This window comes from Pseudomonas sp. CCI4.2 (assembly GCF_034350045.1).
Classification (GTDB): Bacteria; Pseudomonadota; Gammaproteobacteria; order Pseudomonadales; family Pseudomonadaceae; genus Aquipseudomonas.
In genome coordinates, this window is sequence record NZ_CP133781.1 from 1,223,659 (window position 1) to 1,247,145 (window position 23,487).

The 23,487-nt window shown below is 56.0% G+C and carries 21 protein-coding genes; 14 read left to right on the forward strand and 7 right to left on the reverse strand.

What is annotated here, in order from left to right; translation table 11 throughout:
- Window positions 1–96 precede the first annotated feature (96 nt).
- The 7 genes from oscA (at window position 97) to RHM65_RS05400 (ending at window position 5,551) form a co-directional block, all read left to right on the forward strand.
- On the forward strand, window positions 97–279 hold the full coding sequence (gene oscA, locus RHM65_RS05370; protein ID WP_322166966.1) for a sulfur starvation response protein OscA: 183 nt from the start codon (window positions 97–99) through the stop codon (window positions 277–279).
- A gap of 47 nt (window positions 280–326) precedes the next feature.
- Window positions 327–1,334 carry a sulfate ABC transporter substrate-binding protein gene (locus tag RHM65_RS05375; RefSeq protein ID WP_322166965.1) on the forward strand — a complete coding sequence of 336 codons (1,008 nt, stop codon included), beginning with the start codon at window positions 327–329 and terminating at the stop codon, window positions 1,332–1,334.
- A gap of 90 nt (window positions 1,335–1,424) precedes the next feature.
- On the forward strand, window positions 1,425–2,243 hold the full coding sequence (gene cysT / locus RHM65_RS05380) for a sulfate ABC transporter permease subunit CysT (protein WP_322166964.1): 819 nt from the start codon (window positions 1,425–1,427) through the stop codon (window positions 2,241–2,243).
- Window positions 2,244–2,256: 13 nt separating this feature from the next.
- Entirely contained in the window at window positions 2,257–3,129 is an 873-nt protein-coding gene (cysW, locus tag RHM65_RS05385) for a sulfate ABC transporter permease subunit CysW (RefSeq protein ID WP_322166963.1), read from the forward strand.
- Window positions 3,130–3,132: 3 nt separating this feature from the next.
- Window positions 3,133–4,122: a sulfate ABC transporter ATP-binding protein gene (locus RHM65_RS05390; RefSeq protein ID WP_322166962.1), complete on the forward strand. Its 990-nt coding sequence runs from the start codon at window positions 3,133–3,135 to the stop codon at window positions 4,120–4,122.
- Window positions 4,123–4,167: 45 nt separating this feature from the next.
- Window positions 4,168–4,851 carry a Crp/Fnr family transcriptional regulator gene (locus RHM65_RS05395; RefSeq protein WP_322166961.1) on the forward strand — a complete coding sequence of 228 codons (684 nt, stop codon included), beginning with the start codon at window positions 4,168–4,170 and terminating at the stop codon, window positions 4,849–4,851.
- Window positions 4,852–4,888: 37 nt separating this feature from the next.
- Entirely contained in the window at window positions 4,889–5,551 is a 663-nt protein-coding gene (locus tag RHM65_RS05400; RefSeq protein ID WP_322184441.1) for a response regulator, read from the forward strand.
- Between the two features lie 472 nt (window positions 5,552–6,023).
- Here RHM65_RS05400 and RHM65_RS05405 read toward each other — a convergent pair whose 3' ends face one another.
- A complete protein-coding gene (locus tag RHM65_RS05405; protein WP_322184442.1) occupies window positions 6,024–7,031 on the reverse strand; it encodes an AraC family transcriptional regulator in 1,008 nt (335 codons plus the stop codon).
- A 126-nt stretch (window positions 7,032–7,157) separates the two neighbouring features.
- Here RHM65_RS05405 and RHM65_RS05410 point away from each other — a divergent pair, with 126 nt between their 5' ends.
- From RHM65_RS05410 to RHM65_RS05425, 4 genes are all read left to right on the forward strand, one after another.
- The gene (locus RHM65_RS05410; RefSeq protein ID WP_322184443.1) at window positions 7,158–8,231 is read left to right on the forward strand and encodes a fatty acid desaturase; all 1,074 of its coding nucleotides are present in this window, start codon (window positions 7,158–7,160) and stop codon (window positions 8,229–8,231) included.
- Between the two features lie 486 nt (window positions 8,232–8,717).
- Window positions 8,718–9,299, forward strand: coding sequence for an alpha/beta hydrolase (locus tag RHM65_RS05415; protein ID WP_322184444.1), 582 nt, complete (start codon window positions 8,718–8,720; stop codon window positions 9,297–9,299).
- Window positions 9,300–9,383: 84 nt separating this feature from the next.
- The gene (locus RHM65_RS05420; protein WP_322166956.1) at window positions 9,384–10,322 is read left to right on the forward strand and encodes a sigma 54-interacting transcriptional regulator; all 939 of its coding nucleotides are present in this window, start codon (window positions 9,384–9,386) and stop codon (window positions 10,320–10,322) included.
- Window positions 10,323–10,516: 194 nt separating this feature from the next.
- Window positions 10,517–11,299, forward strand: a complete 783-nt coding sequence (locus tag RHM65_RS05425) for a MetQ/NlpA family ABC transporter substrate-binding protein (RefSeq protein ID WP_322184445.1) — start codon at window positions 10,517–10,519, stop codon at window positions 11,297–11,299.
- Window positions 11,300–11,606: 307 nt separating this feature from the next.
- Here RHM65_RS05425 and RHM65_RS05430 read toward each other — a convergent pair whose 3' ends face one another.
- The 4 genes from RHM65_RS05430 to RHM65_RS05445 form a co-directional block, all read right to left on the reverse strand.
- A complete protein-coding gene (locus RHM65_RS05430) occupies window positions 11,607–12,782 on the reverse strand; it encodes a Wadjet anti-phage system protein JetD domain-containing protein (protein WP_322166954.1) in 1,176 nt (391 codons plus the stop codon).
- A complete protein-coding gene (locus RHM65_RS05435; RefSeq protein ID WP_322184446.1) occupies window positions 12,779–16,141 on the reverse strand; it encodes an ATP-binding protein in 3,363 nt (1,120 codons plus the stop codon). The genes RHM65_RS05430 and RHM65_RS05435 overlap by 4 nt, the downstream gene beginning before the upstream one ends.
- A 68-nt stretch (window positions 16,142–16,209) precedes the next feature.
- Window positions 16,210–16,845: a DUF4194 domain-containing protein gene (locus RHM65_RS05440; protein WP_322166952.1), complete on the reverse strand. Its 636-nt coding sequence runs from the start codon at window positions 16,843–16,845 to the stop codon at window positions 16,210–16,212.
- A gap of 2 nt (window positions 16,846–16,847) precedes the next feature.
- The gene (locus RHM65_RS05445; RefSeq protein ID WP_322166951.1) at window positions 16,848–18,299 is read right to left on the reverse strand and encodes a DUF3375 domain-containing protein; all 1,452 of its coding nucleotides are present in this window, start codon (window positions 18,297–18,299) and stop codon (window positions 16,848–16,850) included.
- A 360-nt stretch (window positions 18,300–18,659) separates the two neighbouring features.
- On the opposite strand from RHM65_RS05445, the gene RHM65_RS05450 reads away from it, so the two are divergent.
- Window positions 18,660–19,358 carry a sulfotransferase family 2 domain-containing protein gene (locus RHM65_RS05450; protein ID WP_322185264.1) on the forward strand — a complete coding sequence of 233 codons (699 nt, stop codon included), beginning with the start codon at window positions 18,660–18,662 and terminating at the stop codon, window positions 19,356–19,358.
- Entirely contained in the window at window positions 19,351–19,947 is a 597-nt protein-coding gene (gene cysC / locus RHM65_RS05455) for an adenylyl-sulfate kinase (RefSeq protein WP_322166950.1), read from the forward strand. The genes RHM65_RS05450 and cysC overlap by 8 nt, the downstream gene beginning before the upstream one ends.
- A 101-nt stretch (window positions 19,948–20,048) precedes the next feature.
- On the opposite strand, the gene RHM65_RS05460 is transcribed toward cysC, so the two are convergent.
- Window positions 20,049–21,005 carry a threonine dehydratase gene (locus tag RHM65_RS05460; protein ID WP_322166949.1) on the reverse strand — a complete coding sequence of 319 codons (957 nt, stop codon included), beginning with the start codon at window positions 21,003–21,005 and terminating at the stop codon, window positions 20,049–20,051.
- Between the two features lie 99 nt (window positions 21,006–21,104).
- Between RHM65_RS05460 and RHM65_RS05465 the strand changes: the two genes are divergently transcribed.
- A complete protein-coding gene (locus tag RHM65_RS05465) occupies window positions 21,105–22,460 on the forward strand; it encodes a PLP-dependent aminotransferase family protein (RefSeq protein WP_322166948.1) in 1,356 nt (451 codons plus the stop codon).
- On the opposite strand, the gene RHM65_RS05470 is transcribed toward RHM65_RS05465, so the two are convergent.
- Window positions 22,454–23,392 carry a LysR family transcriptional regulator gene (locus tag RHM65_RS05470; RefSeq protein ID WP_322166947.1) on the reverse strand — a complete coding sequence of 313 codons (939 nt, stop codon included), beginning with the start codon at window positions 23,390–23,392 and terminating at the stop codon, window positions 22,454–22,456. The genes RHM65_RS05465 and RHM65_RS05470 overlap by 7 nt on opposite strands.
- Between the last annotated feature and the right edge of the window lie 95 nt (window positions 23,393–23,487).

The window sequence follows — 23,487 nt, forward strand, 5'->3', positions numbered from 1 at the left end:
TTTAAGAATAACCGCGCATCTCTAAGATTAGCGTCACGCCGCAAGTAGTCGCCTTCGAACCGCTACTGCAGGCACCTCTATTCAAGGAGCAGCACCATGAGCGCATCTGTGCGTAGCGTTGACGGCCAAGACGAAGCAAGCATCCTGCGTGAAATTCAAAGCGCTTTGCGTGATCTGCGCTTCGGCGCGGTAGAAATCACGGTGCACAACGCGCAAGTGGTGCAGATCGAACGCAAAGAAAAATTCCGCCTGCAAACCCCCAGTACCAAGCCTAGCTAAATCGTGTTCATAAAAACTAAAAACAGAATCGTCCAGGAGCTTCACCCATGTCTATTCGCCTTTTAGCCTTGGCTGCCATCGCCAGCGCCGTTTTTGCGGGTTCAGCTGTTGCCAAGGATATTGAGCTGCTGAACGTGTCCTACGACCCGACACGTGAGCTTTATCAGGATTACAACGCAGAGTTCATCAGCTTCTGGAAGCAAACCCATGCTGACGACAACGTCAAAATACAGCAGTCCCATGGCGGTTCGGGCAAGCAGGGTCGAGCCGTCATCGACGGTTTGCGCGCTGACGTGGTGACCTTGGCTTTGGCCGGTGACATCGACGAAATCAGCAAGTTGGGGCAAGCGATCCCGGCCAACTGGCAAACCCGACTGCCGGACGCAAGCACACCCTACACCTCGACCATCGTGTTCCTGGTGCGCAAAGGCAACCCGAAAGGCATCAAAGATTGGGGCGACCTGATCAAGAAAGATGTGTCAGTGATCACACCTAACCCGAAAACGTCGGGCGGCGCACGCTGGAACTTCCTGGCAGCCTGGGCCTATGGCCTGAAGGCCGGTGGCAGCGAAGCCAAGGCGCAAGAATACGTCCAAGCGCTGTTCAAACACGTACCGATTCTGGACACCGGCGCTCGCGGTTCAACCATTACCTTCGTCAACAACGGTCAGGGCGATGTGCTGCTGGCGTGGGAAAACGAAGCGTATCTGGCCTTGAAAGAAGACGGCGGCGCCGACAAGTTCGACATCGTTGTACCGTCCCTGTCGATTCTGGCTGAGCCGCCGGTATCGATAGTCGACAAAAACGTCGACAAGAAAGGCACTCGCGAAATAGCTACAGCGTACTTGGAACACCTATACAGCCCGGCCGGCCAGGAAATCGCAGCGAAGAACTTTTATCGCCCTCGCGACAAAGCCGTCGCGGCTAAATACGCCAATCAATTCCCGAAATTGGACTTGGTGACTATCGACAAGGACTTCGGTGGCTGGAAAACTGCGCAACCGAAATTCTTCAACGATGGCGGCGTGTTTGATCAGATTTACCAGCCGCAATAATTGGCAGGCCGGCCCCTGAAAAAAGTGGGTCGCTGTTTGGCCTTCAGCCCGGATCCTGGTCCGGGCTTCGCGCGTTAACCAAGGACTTTTATGTCGCGTCGTATCTCCCCCGTCATACCCGGCTTCGGGCTGACGCTGGGCTACACCTTGGTGTACCTCAGCTTGATTGTGTTGATTCCGCTGTCAGCCATGTTCATCCATGCATCGCAGCTGACCTGGGATCAGTTCTGGGCCATCGTGACCGCACCGCGTGTGCTGGCCGCGCTCAAACTGAGTTTTGGAACTGCGTTTTGCGCCGCCATCATCAACGGCGTGATCGGCACGTTGCTGGCGTGGGTGTTGGTGCGTTACACCTTCCCAGGTCGCAAGATTATCGATGCGATGATCGACCTGCCTTTCGCGCTGCCCACCGCCGTTGCCGGTATCGCCCTGACCGCGTTGTATACGCCAACGGGTCTGGTCGGGCAGTTCGCAGCAGACATGGGCATCAAAATCGCTTACGCACCCTTCGGTATTACCCTGGCGCTGACCTTCGTCACGCTGCCCTTTGTGGTGCGGACCGTGCAGCCGGTGCTGGCAGACTTTCCCCGTGAAGTCGAAGAAGCCGCCGCTTGCCTTGGCGCCAAGCCGCTGCAAGTCTTCCGCTACATTTTGGTTCCCGCGTTGCTTCCAGCGTGGCTGACCGGGTTCGCCCTGGCCTTTGCCCGTGGGGTTGGCGAGTACGGCTCGGTGATTTTTATCGCCGGTAACATGCCGATGAAAACCGAAATTCTGCCGCTGTTGATCATGGTCAAGCTCGATCAATACGACTACACCGGCGCAACGGCCATCGGCGTGATGATGCTGGTGGTTTCTTTCATTCTGCTGCTGCTGATCAACTTGTTGCAGCGCCGCATCGAAACCCCATAAGGAGGCGCACCGCATGTCCAATTCAACGCTTATTGCCGCCTCCACCGCCAACGCTGCCCGGCGTGGCAGCGCGGTTTCACGACGTATTTTTATCAGCCTGGGCTGGCTGGTGTTCATCCTGTTTTTGGCGCTGCCGCTGTTTATCGTGGTGTCCCAAGGATTGAGCAAAGGGCTTGGCGCGTTCTTCACCGCGATCTTTGAGCCGGACGCTTTATCGGCGCTCAAGCTCACAGTCATCGCCGTAGTGATTTCGGTGCCGCTCAACGTGCTGTTCGGCGTCAGCGCCGCGTGGTGCGTGAGCAAATATTCGTTCCGGGGCAAAAGCATTCTGGTGACCTTGATCGACTTACCGTTCTCGGTCTCGCCGGTGATCGCCGGTCTCGTCTACGTGCTGATGTTCGGCGCCCAGGGCTTGTTCGGCCCCTGGTTGCAGGACCACGACATTCAGATCGTGTTTGCGTTGCCGGGCATCGTGTTGGCGACGATTTTTGTCACCGTGCCGTTCGTGGCCCGTGAACTGATCCCACTGATGCAGGAACAGGGCACCCAGGAAGAAGAAGCCGCACGGCTGCTGGGCGCCAATGGCTGGCAGATGTTTTGGTACGTAACCGTGCCGAACATCAAGTGGGGGCTGATCTATGGCGTGGTGCTGTGTACGGCGCGGGCCATGGGCGAGTTCGGCGCGGTTTCGGTAGTTTCCGGGCACATTCGTGGTGTCACCAACACCCTGCCGCTGCACGTTGAGATTCTCTACAACGAATACAATCACGTCGCAGCGTTTGCCGTGGCGAGCCTGTTGCTGATCATGGCGCTGTTCATCCTGCTGCTCAAGCAGTGGAGCGAGTCGCGCATTACCCGTCTGCGCCAAAGCGCGGCGGAGGAATAATTCATGTCGATCGAAGTCCGTAATGTCAGCAAAAACTTCAATGCCTTTAAAGCGCTGAATTCCATCAATCTGAATATTCAGAGTGGCGAACTCGTCGCATTGCTCGGCCCATCTGGCTGTGGCAAGACCACCTTGCTGCGCATTATTGCCGGCCTGGAAACCCCCGATGAAGGCAGCATCGTTTTCCACGGTGAAGACGTTTCCGAGCACGATGTGCGTGATCGCAATGTCGGATTTGTGTTCCAGCATTACGCGTTGTTCCGGCACATGACGGTGTTCGACAACGTTGCGTTCGGTCTGCGAATGAAACCGAAGAAGCAGCGCCCGACCGAAAGCCAGATTGCGGTCAAGGTTCATGAGCTGCTGAACATGGTCCAGCTGGATTGGTTATCGGATCGCTACCCGGAGCAATTGTCCGGTGGTCAGCGCCAACGCATCGCGCTGGCCCGTGCCCTGGCGGTTGAGCCCAAAGTGTTGCTGCTCGACGAACCCTTTGGTGCGCTTGATGCCAAGGTTCGTAAAGAGCTGCGCCGCTGGCTGGCGCGCTTACACGAAGACATCAACCTGACCTCGGTATTTGTGACCCATGACCAGGAAGAAGCCATGGAAGTGGCAGACCGCATCGTCGTGATGAACAAAGGCGTGATCGAGCAGATTGGCTCGCCGGGCGACGTGTATGAAAACCCGGCCAGCGATTTCGTGTATCACTTCCTCGGCGATTCCAACCGGTTACACCTTGGCGAAGACAATCACGTATTGTTCCGTCCCCACGAAGTGTCGCTGTCGCGCCACGAGCTGGAAGACCACCACGCGGCTGAAGTGCGTGACATCCGGCCATTGGGCGCGACCACCCGTGTGACGTTGAAGGTCGAAGGCCAGAGCGAGTTGATCGAAGCCGAAGTGGTCAAAGACCATGACAGCCTCACCGGCCTGGCGCGCGGCGAAACATTGTTTTTCAAACCCAAGGTCTGGCAGAAGCTGACCGACAGCTAATCGATCTTGAGTGGTTAGCCGTAATTAGAAAATCAGGGAGATGGCATGACTGGAGCGTTATGGCGAGGCCGACTGCTGACCAATTATTGGTTCAGTAATTTACCCGCAGCTTTACAAGATGGCGTGCTCGACGCGGCAAAACTGCGTCGCCTTACGCCTGGCAAGATGTTGTTCCGCCGCGGTGATCCTCCGTGCGGTCTGTATGCAGTGGTTGAAGGGGCGGTTCGGGTCGGCAACGACCAAGAGCACATTAAACTGACCGTACCCTCTTCGACCGATCTGCCTTTCTGGTTTGGCGAAGTGTCGTTGTTTGACGGACTGCCTCGTACCCAAGATGTCTTTTCCCATGCTCACAGCATCGTGTTGCATATACCGCAAACGGATCTGGAGCGGATATTGGGAAATAACCCCGCGTATCGGCGTCAGTTTGCCTCGCTGTTAGAAGAGAAACTCCGTGTGACTGGCGCGCAATTGGAGCAGCACGGCCAATTGACCACCGTTGCCCGCGTGGCTTTTTTTCTGCTGCTGATCAGTCAGGGCTATGGCCCGATCAATGGGTCGCCCTGGTTCATGCGGCTGCCATCGACTCAGTTGGCGCGCTGGCTCACCCTCTCAAAGCCGACGCTGGTGAGTGTCTTGAACGATTTGCAGCAACGGGGAGTCGTGAAACTAAGCCCTGACGAAATCGAAATTATGGATTTTAATAAACTGCGTGCGGCAGCTAGTTAATCGGCTTAGCCTAACGGCACGATGAATGAGGTGCGCCATGCGTTTGCTGTTAGTTGAAAACGATGCCAATACGGCCAATCATCTGGCCAAGGGGCTTGGCGAATCCGGCTTTGTGGTGGATGTCGCGCTTAACGGCCTGTCAGGTCGCCACTTTGTCGAAGAGCAAACGTACGATCTGGTGATCCTCGATGTCATGTTGCCGGGCCTTAATGGCTGGCAACTGCTGCAACTGATCCGTCAGCGAGGCACCACACCGGTATTGTTTCTGACCGCTCGCGACGCCATCGAAGACCGGCTGCGTGGGTTGGAACTGGGCGCCGATGACTACCTGCTCAAGCCCTTCACCTTTGAAGAGCTATTGGTGCGGGTGCGTACGTTGTTGCGACGCGGCCCGACCGGCACTGCCGACAGCTACGCCATCGCCGACTTGGAGATCGACGTGCAACGCCAGCGGGTCAGTCGTGGCGGGCAACGGATTTCCCTAAGCGATCAAGAGTTCGAACTGCTGCAATTGCTGGCAAGCCGCCAAGGCGACGTGATTTCTCGCTCACTGATTGCTTCGCAAGTCTTCAACAACGACAGCCAGAAAGTCGAGATCGCGATACACCGCCTGCGTTCGAAAATCGACGAACGCTATTTGCCGAAACTGATCCACACCATAGGTAACGTGGGGTATCAGTTGGCGGTGCTAAACAACTGAATAAGCCGGTTCTCTGTAGGCGCCAACGTGTTGGGGAAAAGTCGACGCGGTTTATCTGAAGTACCGCGCAATGCCTTCCCGATGAATTCGGTCCCACCGGCTTTGGCAATGCACACATTTCTGTAGGAGCAAGCTGCCGAAGGCTGCGATCATATTTTCAGTGCCCCCTCTTCTGTGTCTGCCGAAATCTTTGTGGGAGTTGGCTTGCCAACGAAAGCGTCATTACAAACGCCTTAGGTTTCAGGTCGACATCAGCGGCGCGATGACCGGCCTCTTCGCAGGCAAGCCTGCTCCCACAGGATTTGTGGCTGCTTGCTACCAACCGTGTCAATGAAAGTGGTTGCTGCGACAACACGTTGACGGACTATTTCAGGGCATGAATGGATTCGGGAAGCTTTCTGCCACGCCGCATCTATCGCCTCGCCAACACGTTGGCCCCTACAGAGAGAGGTAGTTGATTAAGGGACTCTGATTACTTGCCTAACCTATCCCGGAACTGGCTCGGCGTCTGCCCAGTCCAGCGTTTGAAGGCGCGGCTGAAGCTGCTGGTATCTGCAAACCCCAGCAGGTAAGCGATTTCGCTCATGGATGTGCGCGGCTCGCGCATGTGCTGGATCGCAAGATTCTGCCGGCACTGATTCAGCAGCAAATCATACCGAAAGCCTTCGTCGGCCAGATGCCGTTGCAAGCTGCGCAAGCTCAGGTGCAGGGTTTGCGCAATGTACTCGGCGGACGGTTCACCATCGGGCAATTGTGCTTCTATCGCGGCGCGAACCCGGCGTTCCCAGGTCATCGGCTTGAGCTGTTCGAGGGTGCGCTTGAGCACCGTTTCATTGTGCTCAGCCAGTTCCGGATTGCCATCTTCCAGCGGACTGTCGAAGTCGGAGGATGCGAACTCCAACAAATTTTCTTTAGCGGAAAACACGATTGGCGCCCGAAACACATCGTGCCAAGGCTGCGGGTCCAACGGTTCGGGGCGCTGAAGGTGCACGGCCAGCGGAACGTAATCACGGCCTAACCGGTTGCGACAGGTACGCACGTAGATCGCCGCAAAGGCATCAATGGCCTCGGCAGCGGGCGCGGGGTTGCCTTCGGCGGCGCTGAAGCGAAACTCATAGCGCTCAGCCGTGCGACGCAGGTCCAACGCCAACACATCGCTGACCACCTTGTGATAACGCACGATGCGCTCGAACACTTCCTGGAGCGTGCCGCTGGCCACCAACGCGTAGCCCAGCGCATGAAACGTGGTTGGGCTGACAAAGCGCGATACCCGCAAACCAATGGCCGGGTCGCCGCTGGCCTGCACCGCCAAGTGCCACAGCCGCGTGGTTGCGGTTACCGGGTAGCGCGCATTCGGGTCGTCCATCAGTTGTGGATCCAGCCCGGCGGTTTGGCACAGCGCAGCACTGTCGAGGCCAAGGGCGTCGAGTTGCTTGCGCAGGGCGCGGGTCCAACTGGCGAGAGTCGTAGGCTCAGTCATAACGATTGGCGCGTGCGGTCAATAGGTTGGCGTTTGCGGGCGGGCGGGGTCGCACCCAGGAGTGCACTCTGTCATCCATCGGTAACCCCTTCGATAAAGCTAGCTCAATAATCAGAGGATGGAAGCATGCTGGGTACTTCTGCAAGTCCTGACAGACTGAATGCACAACAGCGATCAGCGCATATTCGCGCGGTGGTGATGGCCCGTGGCGACGAATTGCGCCAGCGCTACCCGATCCTCAAGCACCAAGACGCCATTGGTGTTGGCATTCTGACGGTTGCCCTGAGCGGCATGCTCGCCAGCGCAGCGCTGTATATCGCCGGTTACATGGCGTGGTGGGTTTGCCTGCTGCTGAATGCCTTTCTCGCGTCGCTGACCCATGAGTTGGAACACGACCTGATTCACAGCATGTATTTCCGCAAGCAGCGCATCCCGCACAACTTGATGTTGGCGCTGGTCTGGATGGCACGCCCAAGCACCATCAACCCCTGGATCAGACGCCACCTGCACCTCAACCACCACAAGGTGTCCGGCACCGAAACCGACATGGAAGAGCGCGCCATCACCAACGGTGAGCCTTGGGGTTTTGCGCGGCTGCTGATGGTGGGCGATAACGTCATGTCGTCGCTGATTCGCATGCTCCAGGCGAAAACCTGGTCGCACAAGTTTTCGATCCTCAAACGCACGCTGCGGGTTTACGCGCCGTTGGCCCTGCTGAATTGGGGAACCTGGTACGTGTTCCTTGGTTTCCACGCGGCCAATGGCATTGCTCATGTTTTCGGTGCGCCCATTGATTGGTCGGCGAATACCCTGGCGGCAATGCACGTGATCGATATCGCCGTGGTGGTGCTGGTTGGCCCCAATGTGCTGCGCACGTTTTGCCTGCACTTCGTCAGTTCCAACATGCATTACTACGGCGATGTGGAGCTGGGCAACGTGATGCAGCAATGCCAAGTGCTTAATTCAAAATGGATGTGGCCGTTGCAGGCATTCTGCTTCAACTTCGGCAGCACCCACGGCATCCACCACTTCGTCGTGAAAGAACCGTTCTACATCCGCCAGATGACCAGCCCGGTCGCGCATAAAGTCATGGCGCAAATGGGCGTACGGTTTAATGACTTCGGTACGTTTAGCCGGGCAAACCGGTTTGTTCGGGTGAAAGAAACGGCCGATGAAGGCGTACGATCGGCGCAGGTTTGATGTGCCTGACATACCGCATGTTTAGGATGCGAACTTGTTCGCGAGGCGGTTTACCTGACGCTCCGCGTGAAATCTTTCGCCAACACGTTAGCGCCTAAAGATCTGTAACCGTGCCATGGCCTCCATCGAAAAGGATGGGATTACCAATTGTCCGTGATCACCGCCAAGTAGTTTTTCTGTCACAGAGTGTAGATAGCATCTGATTAAAGGTTTTGTGGGTCGCTCCTTAGGCAGGGTGCGGCCCTTTTTTATTCTCCATTTTCACCCCGTTGTCGAAGCTGCCGAAGGCTGTGATTAGGCCTGAAAGGTCTTCAAGGCGCTTAACCACCACGACCGGTGCCGGGTCGCATCGCATCGCATTCTTCGACAACCCTCACGGTCTTTTTATTCCTTTAAGGCATTAATAAATAGCTTCTTATTCCTTAACGAATATATCCCTCGTCTCTATACTTTGCCCTTGAACGCAACGTGCAGGAGACGCATCCCATGCGTAATGAGTCGATCCGTTATCTGATAGTGCCAGGCTGGCAAGGATCGCCAGACGATCACTGGCAGACGCATTGGCAGAACAGCTTGCCCAACAGCGCGCGTGTGGAGCAGGCCGACTGGCTTAAACCGCGCCTTGAAGATTGGGTGGGTGAATTGCAGCGTGCGATTGCCGCTGACAGTACGCCGGTGATTCTCATCGCTCACAGCTTGGGTTGCGTCACGGTGGCGCATTGGGCCGAGTTGGCACCACGGCAGTCGCTTCAACAAGTTCGGGGGGCCCTGCTGGTCGCACCGGCTGATGTCGAGCGGCCGACGTGTTCGCCCGCCTTACGCAACTTTGCGCCGATTCCGGCTCAACTGCTGCCGTTTCCCACCCAAGTGATCAGTTCGGACAACGACTTGGCGGTTAGCACGGAGCGCGCCCTGAAGCTGGCGCTTAGCTGGGGCGCTGAGGTCAGCATTCTCAGCGGTGCCGGGCACATCAATGTGAAGTCCGGGCATCAACGCTGGGAGCAAGGGTTCGCCTATTTATACCGCCTGCAAAACAGCATCGAACTGCACACGCTTCGCCGCGCTTGAATTCAAATTTCTCGTCGGACCGCTTGGTCCTACTGTCTACTTTTTACGCTTGAGTCGTCGTAAAGGCTCAGGCGGGAGTTCGCCATGAGCCTTGATGAAACCTTTGGCCAGCCGCTGCTGACCTTCCCCGATGCAGAAAAAAGCCCGCTGAGCATTCGTGCCAAAGCACTGGTCTTTGTCGATCCGCGCTCACGTCAGTTGCGCAAAGAGATGGAAAGCCTCGCTCCCCGGAGCCTGCCGGTGTTGATTCGCGGCGAGACCGGTAGCGGCAAAGAATTGCTAGCCCGGCACATTCACCGCAGCAGCGATCGGGCGGGGCTCTTCGTTTCTGTGAATTGCGGCGCCATTAGCCCAAACTACGCCGACGCAGAATTATTTGGTTATACCGCCAGCGCCCACAGCGGCTCGGTCAGCAGCCGCGCGGGCTGGTTTGGCTCAGCCAATGGCGGGACGTTATATTTGGATGAGATTGGCGATCTGCCGTTACCGATCCAGACCAAGCTTTTGGCCGCACTGGAAAACCATGAGGTGACCCGCGTCGGCGCCCAGCAACCGAGCCCGGTGGACGTGCGCTTAGTGGCCGCCACCAGCATTGATCTGGCGCAGGCGGTGGCGGTCGGAAAATTCAACGAACGGTTATTCCATTACCTGAGCGAAGGCAGCCTTGAGCTGCCGGCGTTGCGCGAGCGGGTGGGGGATATTTTGTCGTTGGCGGAATATTTTTTAGGAATTTACAGCCATCGACTGAACCTACCCGTTCCGTTAATCAGTGAAACCGCCCAGCAGGTGCTTGAGTTGCACAGCTGGCCGGGCAACACCCGAGAGCTGGAAAATGTCATCCACTTCGCACTTTTGGTGAGCAGCGGCGACGAGATACTTCCCGAGCACCTCAACCTACCCGACGCTACGGGTCCCTTGAGCCAGATCAAAAGGCAGGCCGAGCGATTGTTCACCGGCACCGACACTGGCCAACTGGCTGAATTAAAACAATTACTTGATGAGCTGACCAAGCGCATCGCTTAGCCGCGAAGATAATGGCGCATCGCCGTATTTAGCACCAAAAGGCATAACAATCGCAGCAAAAATTATTGTCATGGAATAACAAATGTCGGTAATGTCCGCTCCACGCCGCCGGTCTTTCGTTATGAAGCTAGACTGCTGGCAAATCTACCTAACCGCCGTCAATTGGCGACCGCGATTTTCGCTAAGGACTCTGCATGAAAAAGACGTTGTTAATGACCGCTCTGGCGGCTGCACTTTCGATCGGCTTGGCTCACGCCGGTGAAAAACTGGTTGTCGGCGCAACAGCCGTTCCGCATGCCGAGATACTTGAATTGATCAAGCCTCAGTTGGCCAAAGAAGGCGTGGACCTGGAAATCAAGGTTTTCAGTGACTACGTTCAACCGAACGTACAAGTCTTCGAAAAACGCCTGGACGCCAACTACTTCGAAACCAAGCCTTACCTGGACGGCTTCAACACCGGCAAGAAAGCTAACTTGGTAACGGTGATCGGCGTCCACGTTGAACCCTTCGGCGGCTACTCGAAAAAATTCAAAAGCCTGGCTGATCTGCCAGACGGCGCCACCGTTGCCATTCCTAACGAAGGCAGCAACGCCGGTCGTTCCCTGCTGCTGCTGCAGAAAGGTGGCTTGATCACCCTAAAAGATCCAACCAACGCCTTGGCAACGCCGAAAGACATCGCGACCAACCCCAAGCACCTGAAATTCCGCGAGCTGGAATCGGCGTTGCTGCCACGCGCGCTGGATCAAGTTGATCTGGACATGATCAACACCAACTACGCGCTGGAAGCCAAGCTAAATCCTAAGAAGGATGCGTTGATTCTCGAAGGCGCTGATTCGCCTTACGTGAACTTCCTGGTGGCTCGCCCTGATAATCAGAACAGCGACGCGATTCAGAAATTGGCCAAAGCGCTGACCAGCCCTGAAGTCAAAGCATTCATTGCCAAGAAGTACGACGGCGCGGTACTGCCGGCGTTCTGATTACAGATTTAAGCGATACCGTTTTTTACGCCGACGGCTTACACAGCGTCGGCTTTTTTTATTCTGAATCTGTGCCTCGCCAAATACGGCGCTGGGGTTTCATTAACACGGTTGATAGCAAGCAGCCGCAGATACTGTGGGAGTAGGCTTGCCTGCGATGACGGCCGTAATCGCGCTGCTGATGTCAACCTGAAACGCTAGGGCGCTTGCACTGCCGCTTTCGTTGGCAAGCCCACAGAGATTTCGGCAGACACTTGCTCCTACGAGGCCTACGTCTTGCTTCGCAACCGCTCGATGTCGGCGCTGATCACCCCGCCTTCCTCAACGCCTCCTCCACCCGGCCAAATCCTATCCATTCCTGCTCCAATCGCAACCCGCCCCGAATCCGGTTATCCCGTACCTCATCGAATAGCGCCCGCTCCTCATCCGTGAGGTTCGGTAGGTCATGCAGCACTTGCTGCTTCTCCACCCCCCACAAGTCTTCATGGGCCATCAGCGTTTCCCGGTCCATGAGGAACGATTCGACGTGATCAAAGCGGCGGCGGAGGTGGTCGAGGATGGCGAAGCCGTGGGTGTCGATGTCGCCCCAGTAATGAATTGTGCAGCGTGACAGCCAACTGGCGCGCCCCAACGCCTCCCAGCCGTAGCCCGCGCCAAAAATAACGATGGCGTTGGCTACAGGGGGAAAGGCGAGGAAGTTGGTTTCGTTTTCGGTAATGAATACGCGTGCAACGGGCAAGTTGAGACGGGAGAAATTGCCTGCGTCCAGGGTGATGTCCGCAAGGGCTGAGCCGGGCAACAGCGGGATTGAATCGTCGAGCACGCGGAAACGGATTCGGACGGGTTTATCGAGAAAACCGTAGCGAGCAGCAAAGTTGCTTACGCCGGAGTGCTCAGGAGCAATGGCTCGCTCAGGCAGTACGAGATCAAACAGTTCGCTAAGCGTTACCTTGTGCCCTTCGATGAACTTGCTGTGGATACCCGGAATATCGACTTGCCTCAGATAAATGCCAGGACGCGGATGTTCAATGATCCAAGCCACGGTGTTAAGCAGATGACCCCATTGCGCCGCAAGCCCTATGGCCACCAGTGGCCGCGCGGCCAACCAGGTCAGTAGCGTAGGGTGTTGCTCACGGGTAATGGCGACCAACTCGGAAAACAGTTTCAAGTCCTCGCTTTTACCAATGAGCACGATTGCCGCCTCGCGGGTGTCCACCCACGCAGCCGTTGGCACGCGCTGGGCGCCCAGGATGCGATGGTTCACTTCGCGCCACTCAACCCGAATGTGCGGAATCGTAGCAATGGCGTTAATCCAAGGTCTGACCACCTCAAACTGGCTACTCAACTCCGTGGAGCTGGGCGATTTCAGCGTCAGACGCTTCGGCACCCAAGCCTCGCCCGTCACGTGCGGACGCAACAGATCACCACGCGCCCACAGTCGCCGAAGCTGCTCTTTCAGATCGTTTGCAGTAGTCCAGTTCATGACAAAAAATCTGCCTTGTTCAAGCGGTACTCTTCGATAGTGAGATTGCGCAGCTTGGACGCCCGCCCCCCGTCGTTTTGGACGAACCCCACGCTAGAAACAAACGGCTCGATGATGTGGATTTTTTGCAGCGGCGTGACGATCAGCAGTTGCAGGTTGAGTTGCTGAAACAGTTTTAACCCGTACTGCGCCGACTCATCAGAGCCTCGACCGAAGGCTTCATCGATGACCACGAAACGGAACGAGCGCGAACGCACAGCCCCCCACTCCAGACCGAACTGATAAGCCAGGCTGGCGGCAAGAATGGTGTAGGCCAGTTTCTCTTTTTGCCCGCCGGACTTACCGCCCGAGTCGGAATAATGCTCATGCTCACGGTGGTCTTCGCGCCAGCGCTCGCTGGCTGCAAACAGAAACCAGTTGCGCACGTCGGTGACCTTGGCGGTCCAGCGCCGGTCTTGCTCTGACAGGCCTTCGCGGCCGCGAAACCGGTCGATGATGGACTTCACCTGGAGGAACTTGGCTTCGGAATATTGAACGTCGTCGGAGCCGGAGAGCGCGCCTTCGGTACAGGCGCGCAGCTCCGTCTGGAAATCTCGAATTTCAGCGTCCGGACTGACCTGGGACTCCAGCACGATATAACGGCCTGGGTTGTAGTCGATCTGCCCTAACGATTCGTTGATTCTGGCAATACGCTCTTTGATGGTTTCTCGTTCGCGGGCTAACTGGCCGTTGAAGTTGGCGATCTCGTTGATGGTGTTGACGTTGAGCAGCTCTTTGAAACGGGCCTCGAATCTTGGCAAATCGTCGCTGTTCAACTGGTCCAGCAACAATCGATATTCAGGCGCTGCGTCCAGATCGGCATCGAATTCACTGGTTTCAAGCACGTAGGCGGTTTTAAAGTCGGTCATCGCCTTGATGATCTTTTCGCCGAGCCGTCTTAACACGGCTTCCTCAGCGTCGATTTTCCCTTGCAGAACTTTGCGCACGTCACTCTCGCGGCCATCGCACGACTCAACTTTGAGCGAATGATCGTTCAATACGTCCTTTCCCAGCGTCTCCAAGCGCGAGCGTGTTGCAGCCGGGATATCGATCAGGAACTGGCTGGTTTCGACGTGCAGTGCGGTGGCGGCTTCATGCTTGCTTTCGTGATTTCCAAGATCTCGTTCCAATGCCAACAGTTGCTTTTCTGTGTCCTCCAACTCGCCTTTTACTTTTGTGAGCTGAGCACTGAGTTGCAGCAAAGTGTCGCTGGCGGCCTCCAGCTCGGCTTTTTCGTCTTGCAAGCGTGCAACGGATGACGCGCAAGCTGCCCAATCCAGCTCCCGGTACTCATTGAACTCACTGAGCCGCCCAAGTGCGTCGAGTTGTTCTCGTAATTGCTTTTGATGTTTTTCACCGCTAGCAATCTCTGATCCGATAGCACTCAGTCGGGACTCCAGACTGGCTTTCGTCGCCTCCATCGCCGAGATTTTTTCGGCGTTGCTCCAACCCAACACATACCGGCTACGGTCATCCAGGCGATGACGGTCATCTTTCTCGTGGCGCTCCCCCGCGGCTTTGATCTGACCGGACTTAGAGATAGCGCGAACTTCACGGCGAAATTGCTCAGGTGTTTCGCAACAGGCGTAATTAAAGCGGTGAGCCAGTTCACGCTCCAACCACGGGTAAAAAACCGAATCGGGTTTGACGCTTAACTTTCGAACCAACGATTCCGGGTGTAAGTCTGGTTTATCAGCCTGACGTGCAGCGCGGACCCGGAAGTACACCAAACGCCCGGCCAGGTGGGTGCGATCAACCCAGGCGGCAACCTGCGCGTAATGCTCGTCCGGGACCAACAAGGCGAGACCGAAGTTATGCAAAACGCGCTCAATGGCGCCCTCCCATTCACGGTGTTCTGAGCGAACCTGAAGCAGTTCGCCGACAAACGGCATGGCTTCTTCGCTGATCGCCAACGCATCGCAGAGCGCCGCGCGCATTTTGATTTGAGCTGACGGAATGTTGCTGCGCCGTGCCTTGAGGCTGTTGATCTCTTGAGACAGCTGCTCATGCTCACGCCGGCCTTCGCGCAGCGACACGCCACACTCCATGACCTGATTCTGGACCTCTGCCTCCTGCTGGCTGACGTCTTCGCGGCGAGCCGAGGTACGCTGCCGCACCTGAGTAAACTCACGTTCATCATTGACGCAAGGCTCGCCCGACAACGCCAACAGTTCTGCGTAGCGCTGCGCACGTTGTTGCCGTCGTCCGAGTTCCTGCTGCTGCTCACGAATTTCAGCCGCTAACTGCTCCAGCCGCGCACCGCCATGGTCTGCCACTGCCTGCTTGAGCGATTCCACGTCTTTGCGCTGACTGTCACGCTGTTCAATAAAGTGTTCTTTTTTACTGACCAAACGCGCCTGCTCTTCGGCCAAACGCTGTAAGCGTCGATCCAGCAGACCCAGTTTCAGCTCTGAGAACCAGGGCTTTAATGCTTCTCGACACTCACGTAAAGATTCTAGTTCAGCAACTTGCCCACGGTGCCTGTCACAGTCGGCCACCAGCGGCACCAGTAACTCCACTTGGCGCTTGGCCTTGAGCACTGCGGCATGGGCGCGGCTCAAGTCGTCGAAGTGCGCAATCAATGCGCTGATCCGTTGAGCGGCATCGAAGGGTTCGAGCATATGGCTGCGGACAAAGTCGGTCAGATTACCCACCGACTTCATCGACACCGTTTGATGAAACAGCTCCATCGCTTGTTCGTTGTCGATCCCCAGGTGTCGCCGAAACCAGGCGCCGTACTTGGAAAAAGAATCTTCAATTTCGGCGCCCGATGCTCGCAGTCTTTTACGCAACTGCGGCATTTGCGAGCCGAAGTTGGCAAAGTCTTTGGTGATGGATAGGTCCTGTTCGGCGCCTACAAAAAAACGCTCGGGCTGAACGTGCCCTTCCTTCATCCAGAACACTTGAGCCAAGGTAACGGTCTGATCGTAGCCGGCGTTATAAAACACGCCGAGGATGACTGAATACTTACTGTGATCGCGCAATGCGACGGGCTTGGCAGAGCCGGTTGCGTCATTGCGTTCAGATTTGAAATGGCCCAGCACGTACGAACGCAATGTCCGCTCTTTGTTGTCGGCGCCGGCCGCCTTGTTGTAAACAATGCGATGGGCCGGCACCAGTAAGGTCGTGATGGCGTCCACCAACGTGGATTTTCCAGAACCTATGTCGCCTGTGAGTAAACCGTTTTTCCCATTGGGCGATAACGTCCATACACGGTCATCAAAGGTGCCCCAATTAAAAACTTCCAGCCGCTGTAACCGGAAGCCCGACAACGTGTCATCAGCGACAAAGTCCAACCCTAACGATTGCGGTTCATTCATGACTTATCTCCCTTATGCCATTAGCGTGCGGCAACCCCACGTCCATGTGCTTGTGCTCTAGTGCCTGTTTAATTGCTGATCTCGCCCGAGAGTCGTGCGCGATATTGCGCCAGCCGAATATCGAACTCCGCTAGCCATTGCGCGTCGACAAAGGCCTTGAGAATGCGCCGGACCTCATACGTGACGGGCGCGCTTGACCCCTTCAGACGATGCAAAAATCCCAGCTCAACCACTTTGCCGATATGCGTGTCGATCTGGTCGATGAGCTTTGCTTCATTGCTGCTATCGGGCAGGAATACCCTTACCAACTCGACGAGTTCGTCGCGGTTCAGGATCATTCGCGTCTCGCCACCACTGGCGTCGAATTCGGCCAGTTTTTTGCGTAACAGCGCCAGTAACAAGCTGACGGGAAAGGACAACGGACGCCGCGCAATCAGCCGCGGCACTTTGGAAGCGCCCTCTTCTTCAGACGGTTCAGCCCGGCTCTGTAGAAAAGCATAGCCTTCGGACTCATCCAGTGTCAGGTCCAGCCCAATAACGGCGACGTAATCGCGAACCCGCGCCTGCAAGCCGAGTAGCGCGACCCACACCCCCTCGTTCGCTTCCCGATAAATCACCCCTTTCAGGAGCGACACCACCAACGTCGAAAGGTCCGATTGTGCAGGCGGCGTTGCAACGTCAAGGTCAGATGGCTCGTCGTTCATGGTCATCTCACGAAAATAATGCGTGGCAGCAAAGCCTGTTTGTTCACGGACGTGCCATCGCTCGCCAGGGCCTCCCAATAAATCGTCTCAGGTGTGTTTTCATCAATGACGGTGTTGAATGATTCAGTACCGAGTTGCAGATAAGCGACGAGTTCCGCCAAGCCCTGTTCGATGGGCTGCAATTGGGTCAGTTCACGCAGGCTAATCTGCGTCCGGTCTTGCAGGGCATGCCGGATATGAGCCGCTAACTGCGCGCAATCAACTACTACTTGGGAATACAGCGCCCCGGCATCCAGATCCTCGTCGCCTGCCATTAAGGCGATGTCGGCGAACACAGCGCTGAGGGCTGGCGTGTGCAGCGGACGCTCCATCGGCAAATCGAAGCTCGCCACCAGCTCGGCGATGTCCATGAAGTTCCCAGGCGGCGGGTTATCACGTACACCCAAGGTTTTCGCTTCGATACCGCGCAGAATGTCCATGATGCGTCGGTTCTCTAACCAGACTTTATCGTCCAAAAAGCGCCGCAATTGATGGGACAACTGCGCGACCGTTCGCTGCGTATGCTCTCCCGCTTCCAACCAATCGTAATGCACCCGTCGCGTCCGGATGTCCGGTTTCAATTCAACAACAGGCGCCAATGCCAGCACTCGATCAAGCAGATCGGTGAGTTCTTCCTGACGACGGCTCGACATCAGGAATGCCCAGAATGCTTTGAAACTGCGTCCTTGATCCGAGTCCGAAATGGCATCGCGTTGACCCATGATTTCTTCCAACAAAGCGCCTTTGGCCCCATCCCACAACGCAATGCGCTCGCGCACGCGTCGATCCAGCAGACGGAAGTTATGCTCGACCTCACGGAAGTCAGACAACAACTCTCTGGCCAATTGGGTGAACTGCTGAAAGCGATCTTTTAGCGCAGTGCTGTCCAACAAGGGAACATCGCCAGCCAAAATTTGGACTATTTCTGCGTCGATATCGTCTCGACGTTTTTGCAACTCGGCGACACGTTTGGCGGGGTCAGCCTCGCTGCCTTCACTCATTTGCTTCAAGAGCTCAAACAAGGTGAGCAGGCGTGATTCGGTGCCTACGAAACTACGCTCGGTGAGCGACTCCAACCAAGTAATGGCTTTTTCCGTCGAAGGGGTTAAATCAAACTGCGGTTCGTCAGACCCTTGGCGGTAAAACTTACGCAACCAACCCTTGTCGGGGCTGGCCCATTCATCCAGGTAAAAAAGCGCCGACTTTGGAAACGCATCGCCCCCCAACCGTCTGCGCAATACGTACAGCTCATCCTCCAAGGCCTCAGCCAGATCAGCAGCAGAGACAACCCGCACGTTCGTGACTACGAAGGCTTGGTACAGAAAGCTGGCCACCAGCGGCGCATGACCCGAACGCAATAATCGCCAGGCGGGATGATGAGCGAGCATGGCTTCGAGAGTGGAGTAATCAATCATTGATTGTTTTCTAGACCGGGCCGGGAACAAGAAACAATGTAGCCGCGCGGCATTTTTTTCCAGCGCTGAATTGATTCACTATTCATTCGGATAGTTATCGAGTAGTGCCCAAAGCCGTGGAATCTGAGGCAGTGAGAGGACACTCGACATTACCCAATAGCGCGCCTGAGGAGACTGGGCGTATATTCGCGCCCGCAACCCCGAACTTACAATTAATTTACAATTAACTTACAATTCTTGACACAAAATTCACATTAACCAATCGACTGTTTTTTAATGTAAATAGTGTGAAAATATTGTGGGATTAAATATTCGCAGCTGTATCCTGAGTCACTGATTATCAAAAAGTTATAGGCTGCCATAATGACCAGGTTGTTTTGGAAGTTAATTCCAAAGGTGCAGCGAGAACTCTTGCTTGAGCGACTTTCGATAGTTGACCGGCAGGTTGTGGACAAAGCGCTGTCTGGGAGAATTCGATTTCCTAAGGTCTTCGACGAGCTTAAGTGCGTATTTATCCACGTCCCAAAATGCGCGGGTAGCAGTGTCGCCATGTCGCTTTTTGGCGACACCCCAACCGGCCATCTGCCGCTGTATTGGTATGAGAAAGAATTCGCTGAACGTTACGCACACTATTTCAAATTTGGCTTCGTGCGTGACCCACTGCAACGCGCGTGGTCGGCGTACAGCTACTTGCTAACCAATACTCAACGGCGTGATAAAGCCGCCAACGAGCTCGTCAATAAGTACCCTAGTTTCGACGCGTTTATCGACAATTGGCTGCACCCGGAAAACATCACCAAACAGATACATTTTGTACCGCAACATTGTTTTCTGGAAAATTCGATGGGTTCCATAGACGTCGATTTCATTGGGCGGCAAGAAAGCCTTATTCCCGACTTCCTGGCACTGTGTGAACATCTGAATGTCAAAGCCGAACTCCAACACATCAACCGTACCTCGCGAGATGGCGACGAGAACCGCGACTTCTGCTCCGCTGCAACCCGACGCAAAGTGCGCGAGGTATACGCCCGTGATTACGAACTCTTCGCCTATGACTAATGTGCGGCCCCTGATCATTGCGCCGAAGTTGGCGGTCGGACAAGCGTTGCGTGCAGGCATGAAGCAACAGCGCGCATGTTGCGTCTGGTTTACCGGTTTGTCGGGTGCTGGAAAATCCACACTGGGTAACCAACTGGATCAAGCCCTGCAATCTCGAGGCATGCACAGTTACCTGTTGGATGGTGATCGGCTCCGTCTAGGCCTTTGCCAAGATTTGGGCATGACTGACGCTGATCGCCATGAAAACGTGCGGCGCATTGCTGAAGTGGCCAAACTCATGGTCGACGCGGGGTTAATTGTTATCGTCTCGGCCATCTCGCCCTTTCGTGCGGATCGTGACGCCAGTCGAGATTCGTTCGCCGAAGATGAGTTCTTTGAAGTTCACGTCAACACTCCGCTTTCGGAATGTGTCCGCCGTGATGCAAAAGGTCTGTATCGAGCCGTGAAAGAAGGACGAATTACCAACTTCACCGGCATCGACAGTCCATACGAAGCGCCCCTGACACCCGAGTTTGTGATTGATACCAGCTTGAGTGACTGTGAGGCGTTTATTGAGAAGTTGGTCAGGCAGTTGCGTGGCGGTTTTTAGAAGCTTAAACCTGAAAGTGCCAACGGGTTGGCGAAGCGATGTAACTGATACATCGCATTAAGCCTTCGCCAACCAGTTGGCTCTTCAGGGATGGCGTTAACTCACATCCCGCCCAACACCCGCCCAAACATTTCACGGTCAATATTTGCCCCGCTCAATATCACTGCGACCTTGTGCCCCCTCTGCTGACCGCGCTCTTTCACCAACGCCGCCAACCCCGCCGCGCCGGCGCCTTCTGCGGTGTTATGCGTGTCTTCGTGAAAGATACGGATGGCGCTGGCGATGTCGTGCTCGCTGACACGGACGATCCGCGCCGCGCCGTTGCGGATGATTTCGAACGCTTCTGGCAGGGGAATGCGGCAAGCCATCCCGTCGGCGAAGGTGTTGGCGGTTTCGGTGGTGATTATTTTGCCTTGCTCGACGCTTTGGGCATAGGCGTCGGCGTGTTCGGAGACGACCCCGACGATCTCGGTTTTCAAGCCCAGTAGATCACGGGTCTGAATCAGCCCACAAATACCTGAACCCATGCCGATGGGCACGTAGACAGTTTTCAGGTCTGGCACCGCCTCGAGCAATTCCAAGGCGTAGGTTGCGACGCCGAGGATCAAATCCGGGTGGAACGCCGGGACGCTTTCATAGCCGTGTTGTTCAGCTTGGCGGGCCGCTTCGGTGCGGGCTTCGTCGAAGTCTTGGCCGTATTCAATCAGTTGGGCGCCCATTGCACGCATGGCGGCGTTTTTTTCCTGGGAGTTGCCAAGGGGCACGACGACGATGATGGGCAGTCCTGCATTTCGTGCGGCTGTTGCCAGGCTTTGTCCATGATTGCCCCGCGTGGCCGTCACCAGCCCGGTCACGTTTGGTTTGCGCTTGAGCAAACCCTGAACGTAGAGCAGACCGCCGCGTACTTTGAAAGCGCCGGTCGGTGCGTGGTTTTCGTGTTTGACCCACACCTCGCAACCCAACCGTTCGGCCAAGCGTGGCCAGGCGTACTGCGCAGTTGCTGGAATCAAGGGGCGGATGGTGTGTGTAGCGTGGCGCAACGCGATCAGGTCAAACATAAAGCACCGTGCTCTTAGGTAAGTGTTGGGCGGGTTTGACCTGATCTTAGGCGCAGAGCATTGTATGGGTTAAATCTTATATTGCATGAGCAACAATAAATGTGGACGCCGACGCTAACGGATTCAGGCCAGCCAAAATACTTGGCGTTGGTAGAGGCCATTACCCAAGCCATTGAAAGCGGCGAGCTTAAAGTGGGTGAGCGACTGCCACCGCAACGACGTCTGGCGTGGAATTTAGGATTGAACCCGAGCACGACGATGCAAGCCTATCGCGAGGCGGCGCGCAGGCATTTGGTCTCGGGGGAAGTTGGACGAGGCACCTATGTGCTGGCAGGGAGCAAGGAAGCGACGCTGTTCCGCCTCAAACAACCCGCTGAGCGCTCGGCCGTCATTGATCTATCGACCAATGTGCCGGTAACCCACGAAAACAGCGCAGACGAAGTGGCCGCCCTCTCCGCGCTGATCAACGGCGGACACGCGCAGCGCTTACAAAACTACCTGAGTGCGGATGACTTGGCCTTCGGTAGAGCTCAAGGCGCGGCCTGGCTAAACCTTCGCGGCCTGAACCTGCCGCCAGAACACCTCATGCTTTGCAACGGAGCCCAACATGGATTGTTCATGGCGTTATTGTCGCTCTGTCAGCCTGGCGATCCGGTACTAGTGGAAGCATTCACGGCACCGGGAATCAAGGCGGCGGGTCGACAATTGCGTTTGCCATTGCACGGCATTGCCCTTGACCGCCAAGGCATCATTGCGGACGAGCTTGATCGAATGGCGCGTGCAACCGGTGCAAAAGTCGTCGTGCTGACGCCCATTCTGCAGAACCCGACATCGACCATTATGTCGCCACAACGCCAATTGGAAATCGCCGAGGTCGCTCGCCAGCATGATCTGTTGATCATTGAAGACGATGTGTACGGCGCATTGACCACCACGCCGCCGCTGACCCGACTGCTGGGCAACCGCGGTTTGCTAGTCACCAGCCTGTCAAAAACAGTAGCACCGGGTTTGCGTGTTGGCTGGATCGCTGCTGACCCGACGTTGCTCGAATTAATCGATCCCCACGCCCAGGCAACGCATTGGGGCGTTTCACCGTTGTGTCTGGCCATCGCCAGTCAGTGGATAAGTGACGGCACCGCGCTGCGCCGATTGGCGTGGCAGACCGAAGAAACCACTCAGCGTTGGCGCTTGGCGAAGAAGATTCTCGGGGCCGCGTTGTACCAGCAGGAAATCCCTTCACCCCACGCGTGGATCACCAGCGACATGCCGTCGATGGCGCTGACTCAGGCCTGCCGCTCTGATCTCGTCGACGTGGTGCCAGCGGAGGTGTTCGCGGTCAAGCAAAACGACGTCCACGCGATACGCATCAGCTTGTGTGCGGCAGGGGATCGGGCGCAGTTAAAAATCGCACTTGAGCGGGTCGCGACAATCATCGCCAAACAGCCCGCTCAATAAACCGTGTGGGTCATCAAGTCGCCCTCATGCGCGGCCAAAAACAGCGGCACAGATTCGCGCAAATATTCGACCCAGGTTTTGATTTTCGCATCCAGAAACTGCCGTGACGGGTAGACCGCGTAGAGGTTGGTCTCCTGCAACCGATACCTAGGCAGGATTCGAACCAGCGTTCCGTTGCGTAGCCCATCAATGGCCGAAGAGACCGGCTGAACGCCTATGCCCATGCCACTTTGGATGGCCACTGTCATGGCGTCGGCGGTGTTCACGTGGAATGGGAATCGGGAAAGAATCACCGTTTCTTCACCGTCCGGGCCGTCGAAAATCAGCTTTTCTTGAGGAATCGCTGCGTTAACAATGCGCAGGCAATCGTGCTCAAGCAACTCGGCAGGCGTGCTTGGTTGACCGTGTTTTTCAATGTAGCCGGGCGATGCGCAAAGGATGTTGTAGGTAATGCCGAGCCGTTGCGAGATGAACCCGGAATCCGGCAGGTCGCTGGCGATCAGTATCGACACGTCATAGCCTTCCTCCAGCAAATCCGGGAGCTTGTTGGAGAGGGTCAGGTCGAAGGTGACTTCCGGATGGGTCTCACGGTAACGCGCGATAGCAGCGATTACGTAGTGCGTACCAATGCCAGACATCGCATGTACTTTCAGATTACCGGCCGGTTTGGCTTGGGCGACACTGGCTTCGGTTTCAGCGTCAAGAATGTCTTCGAGGATACGCTCGCAACGTGCCAGATATCGTTTACCGGCTTCGGTCAGCGCGATACGTCGTGTGGTTCGGTTGAGCAGTCGGGTGTGAAGGTGAGCTTCTAATTGGGAAACGGCCTTGGAGATATTGGCCGTTGTTTTGTCCATAAGCTCAGCTGCAGCAGTGAAACTTCCTGTCTGGGCAACCAGACTGAAAGCACGCATATTTTGAAAGGTGTCCATCGGATTCCCGTAAGTCGAACGCGGGAAAATGTTACCTGATGAGACAACTTTTGACACTGATACCTAAGGCGTAGCACTTGGAGTCTGTGGACGGG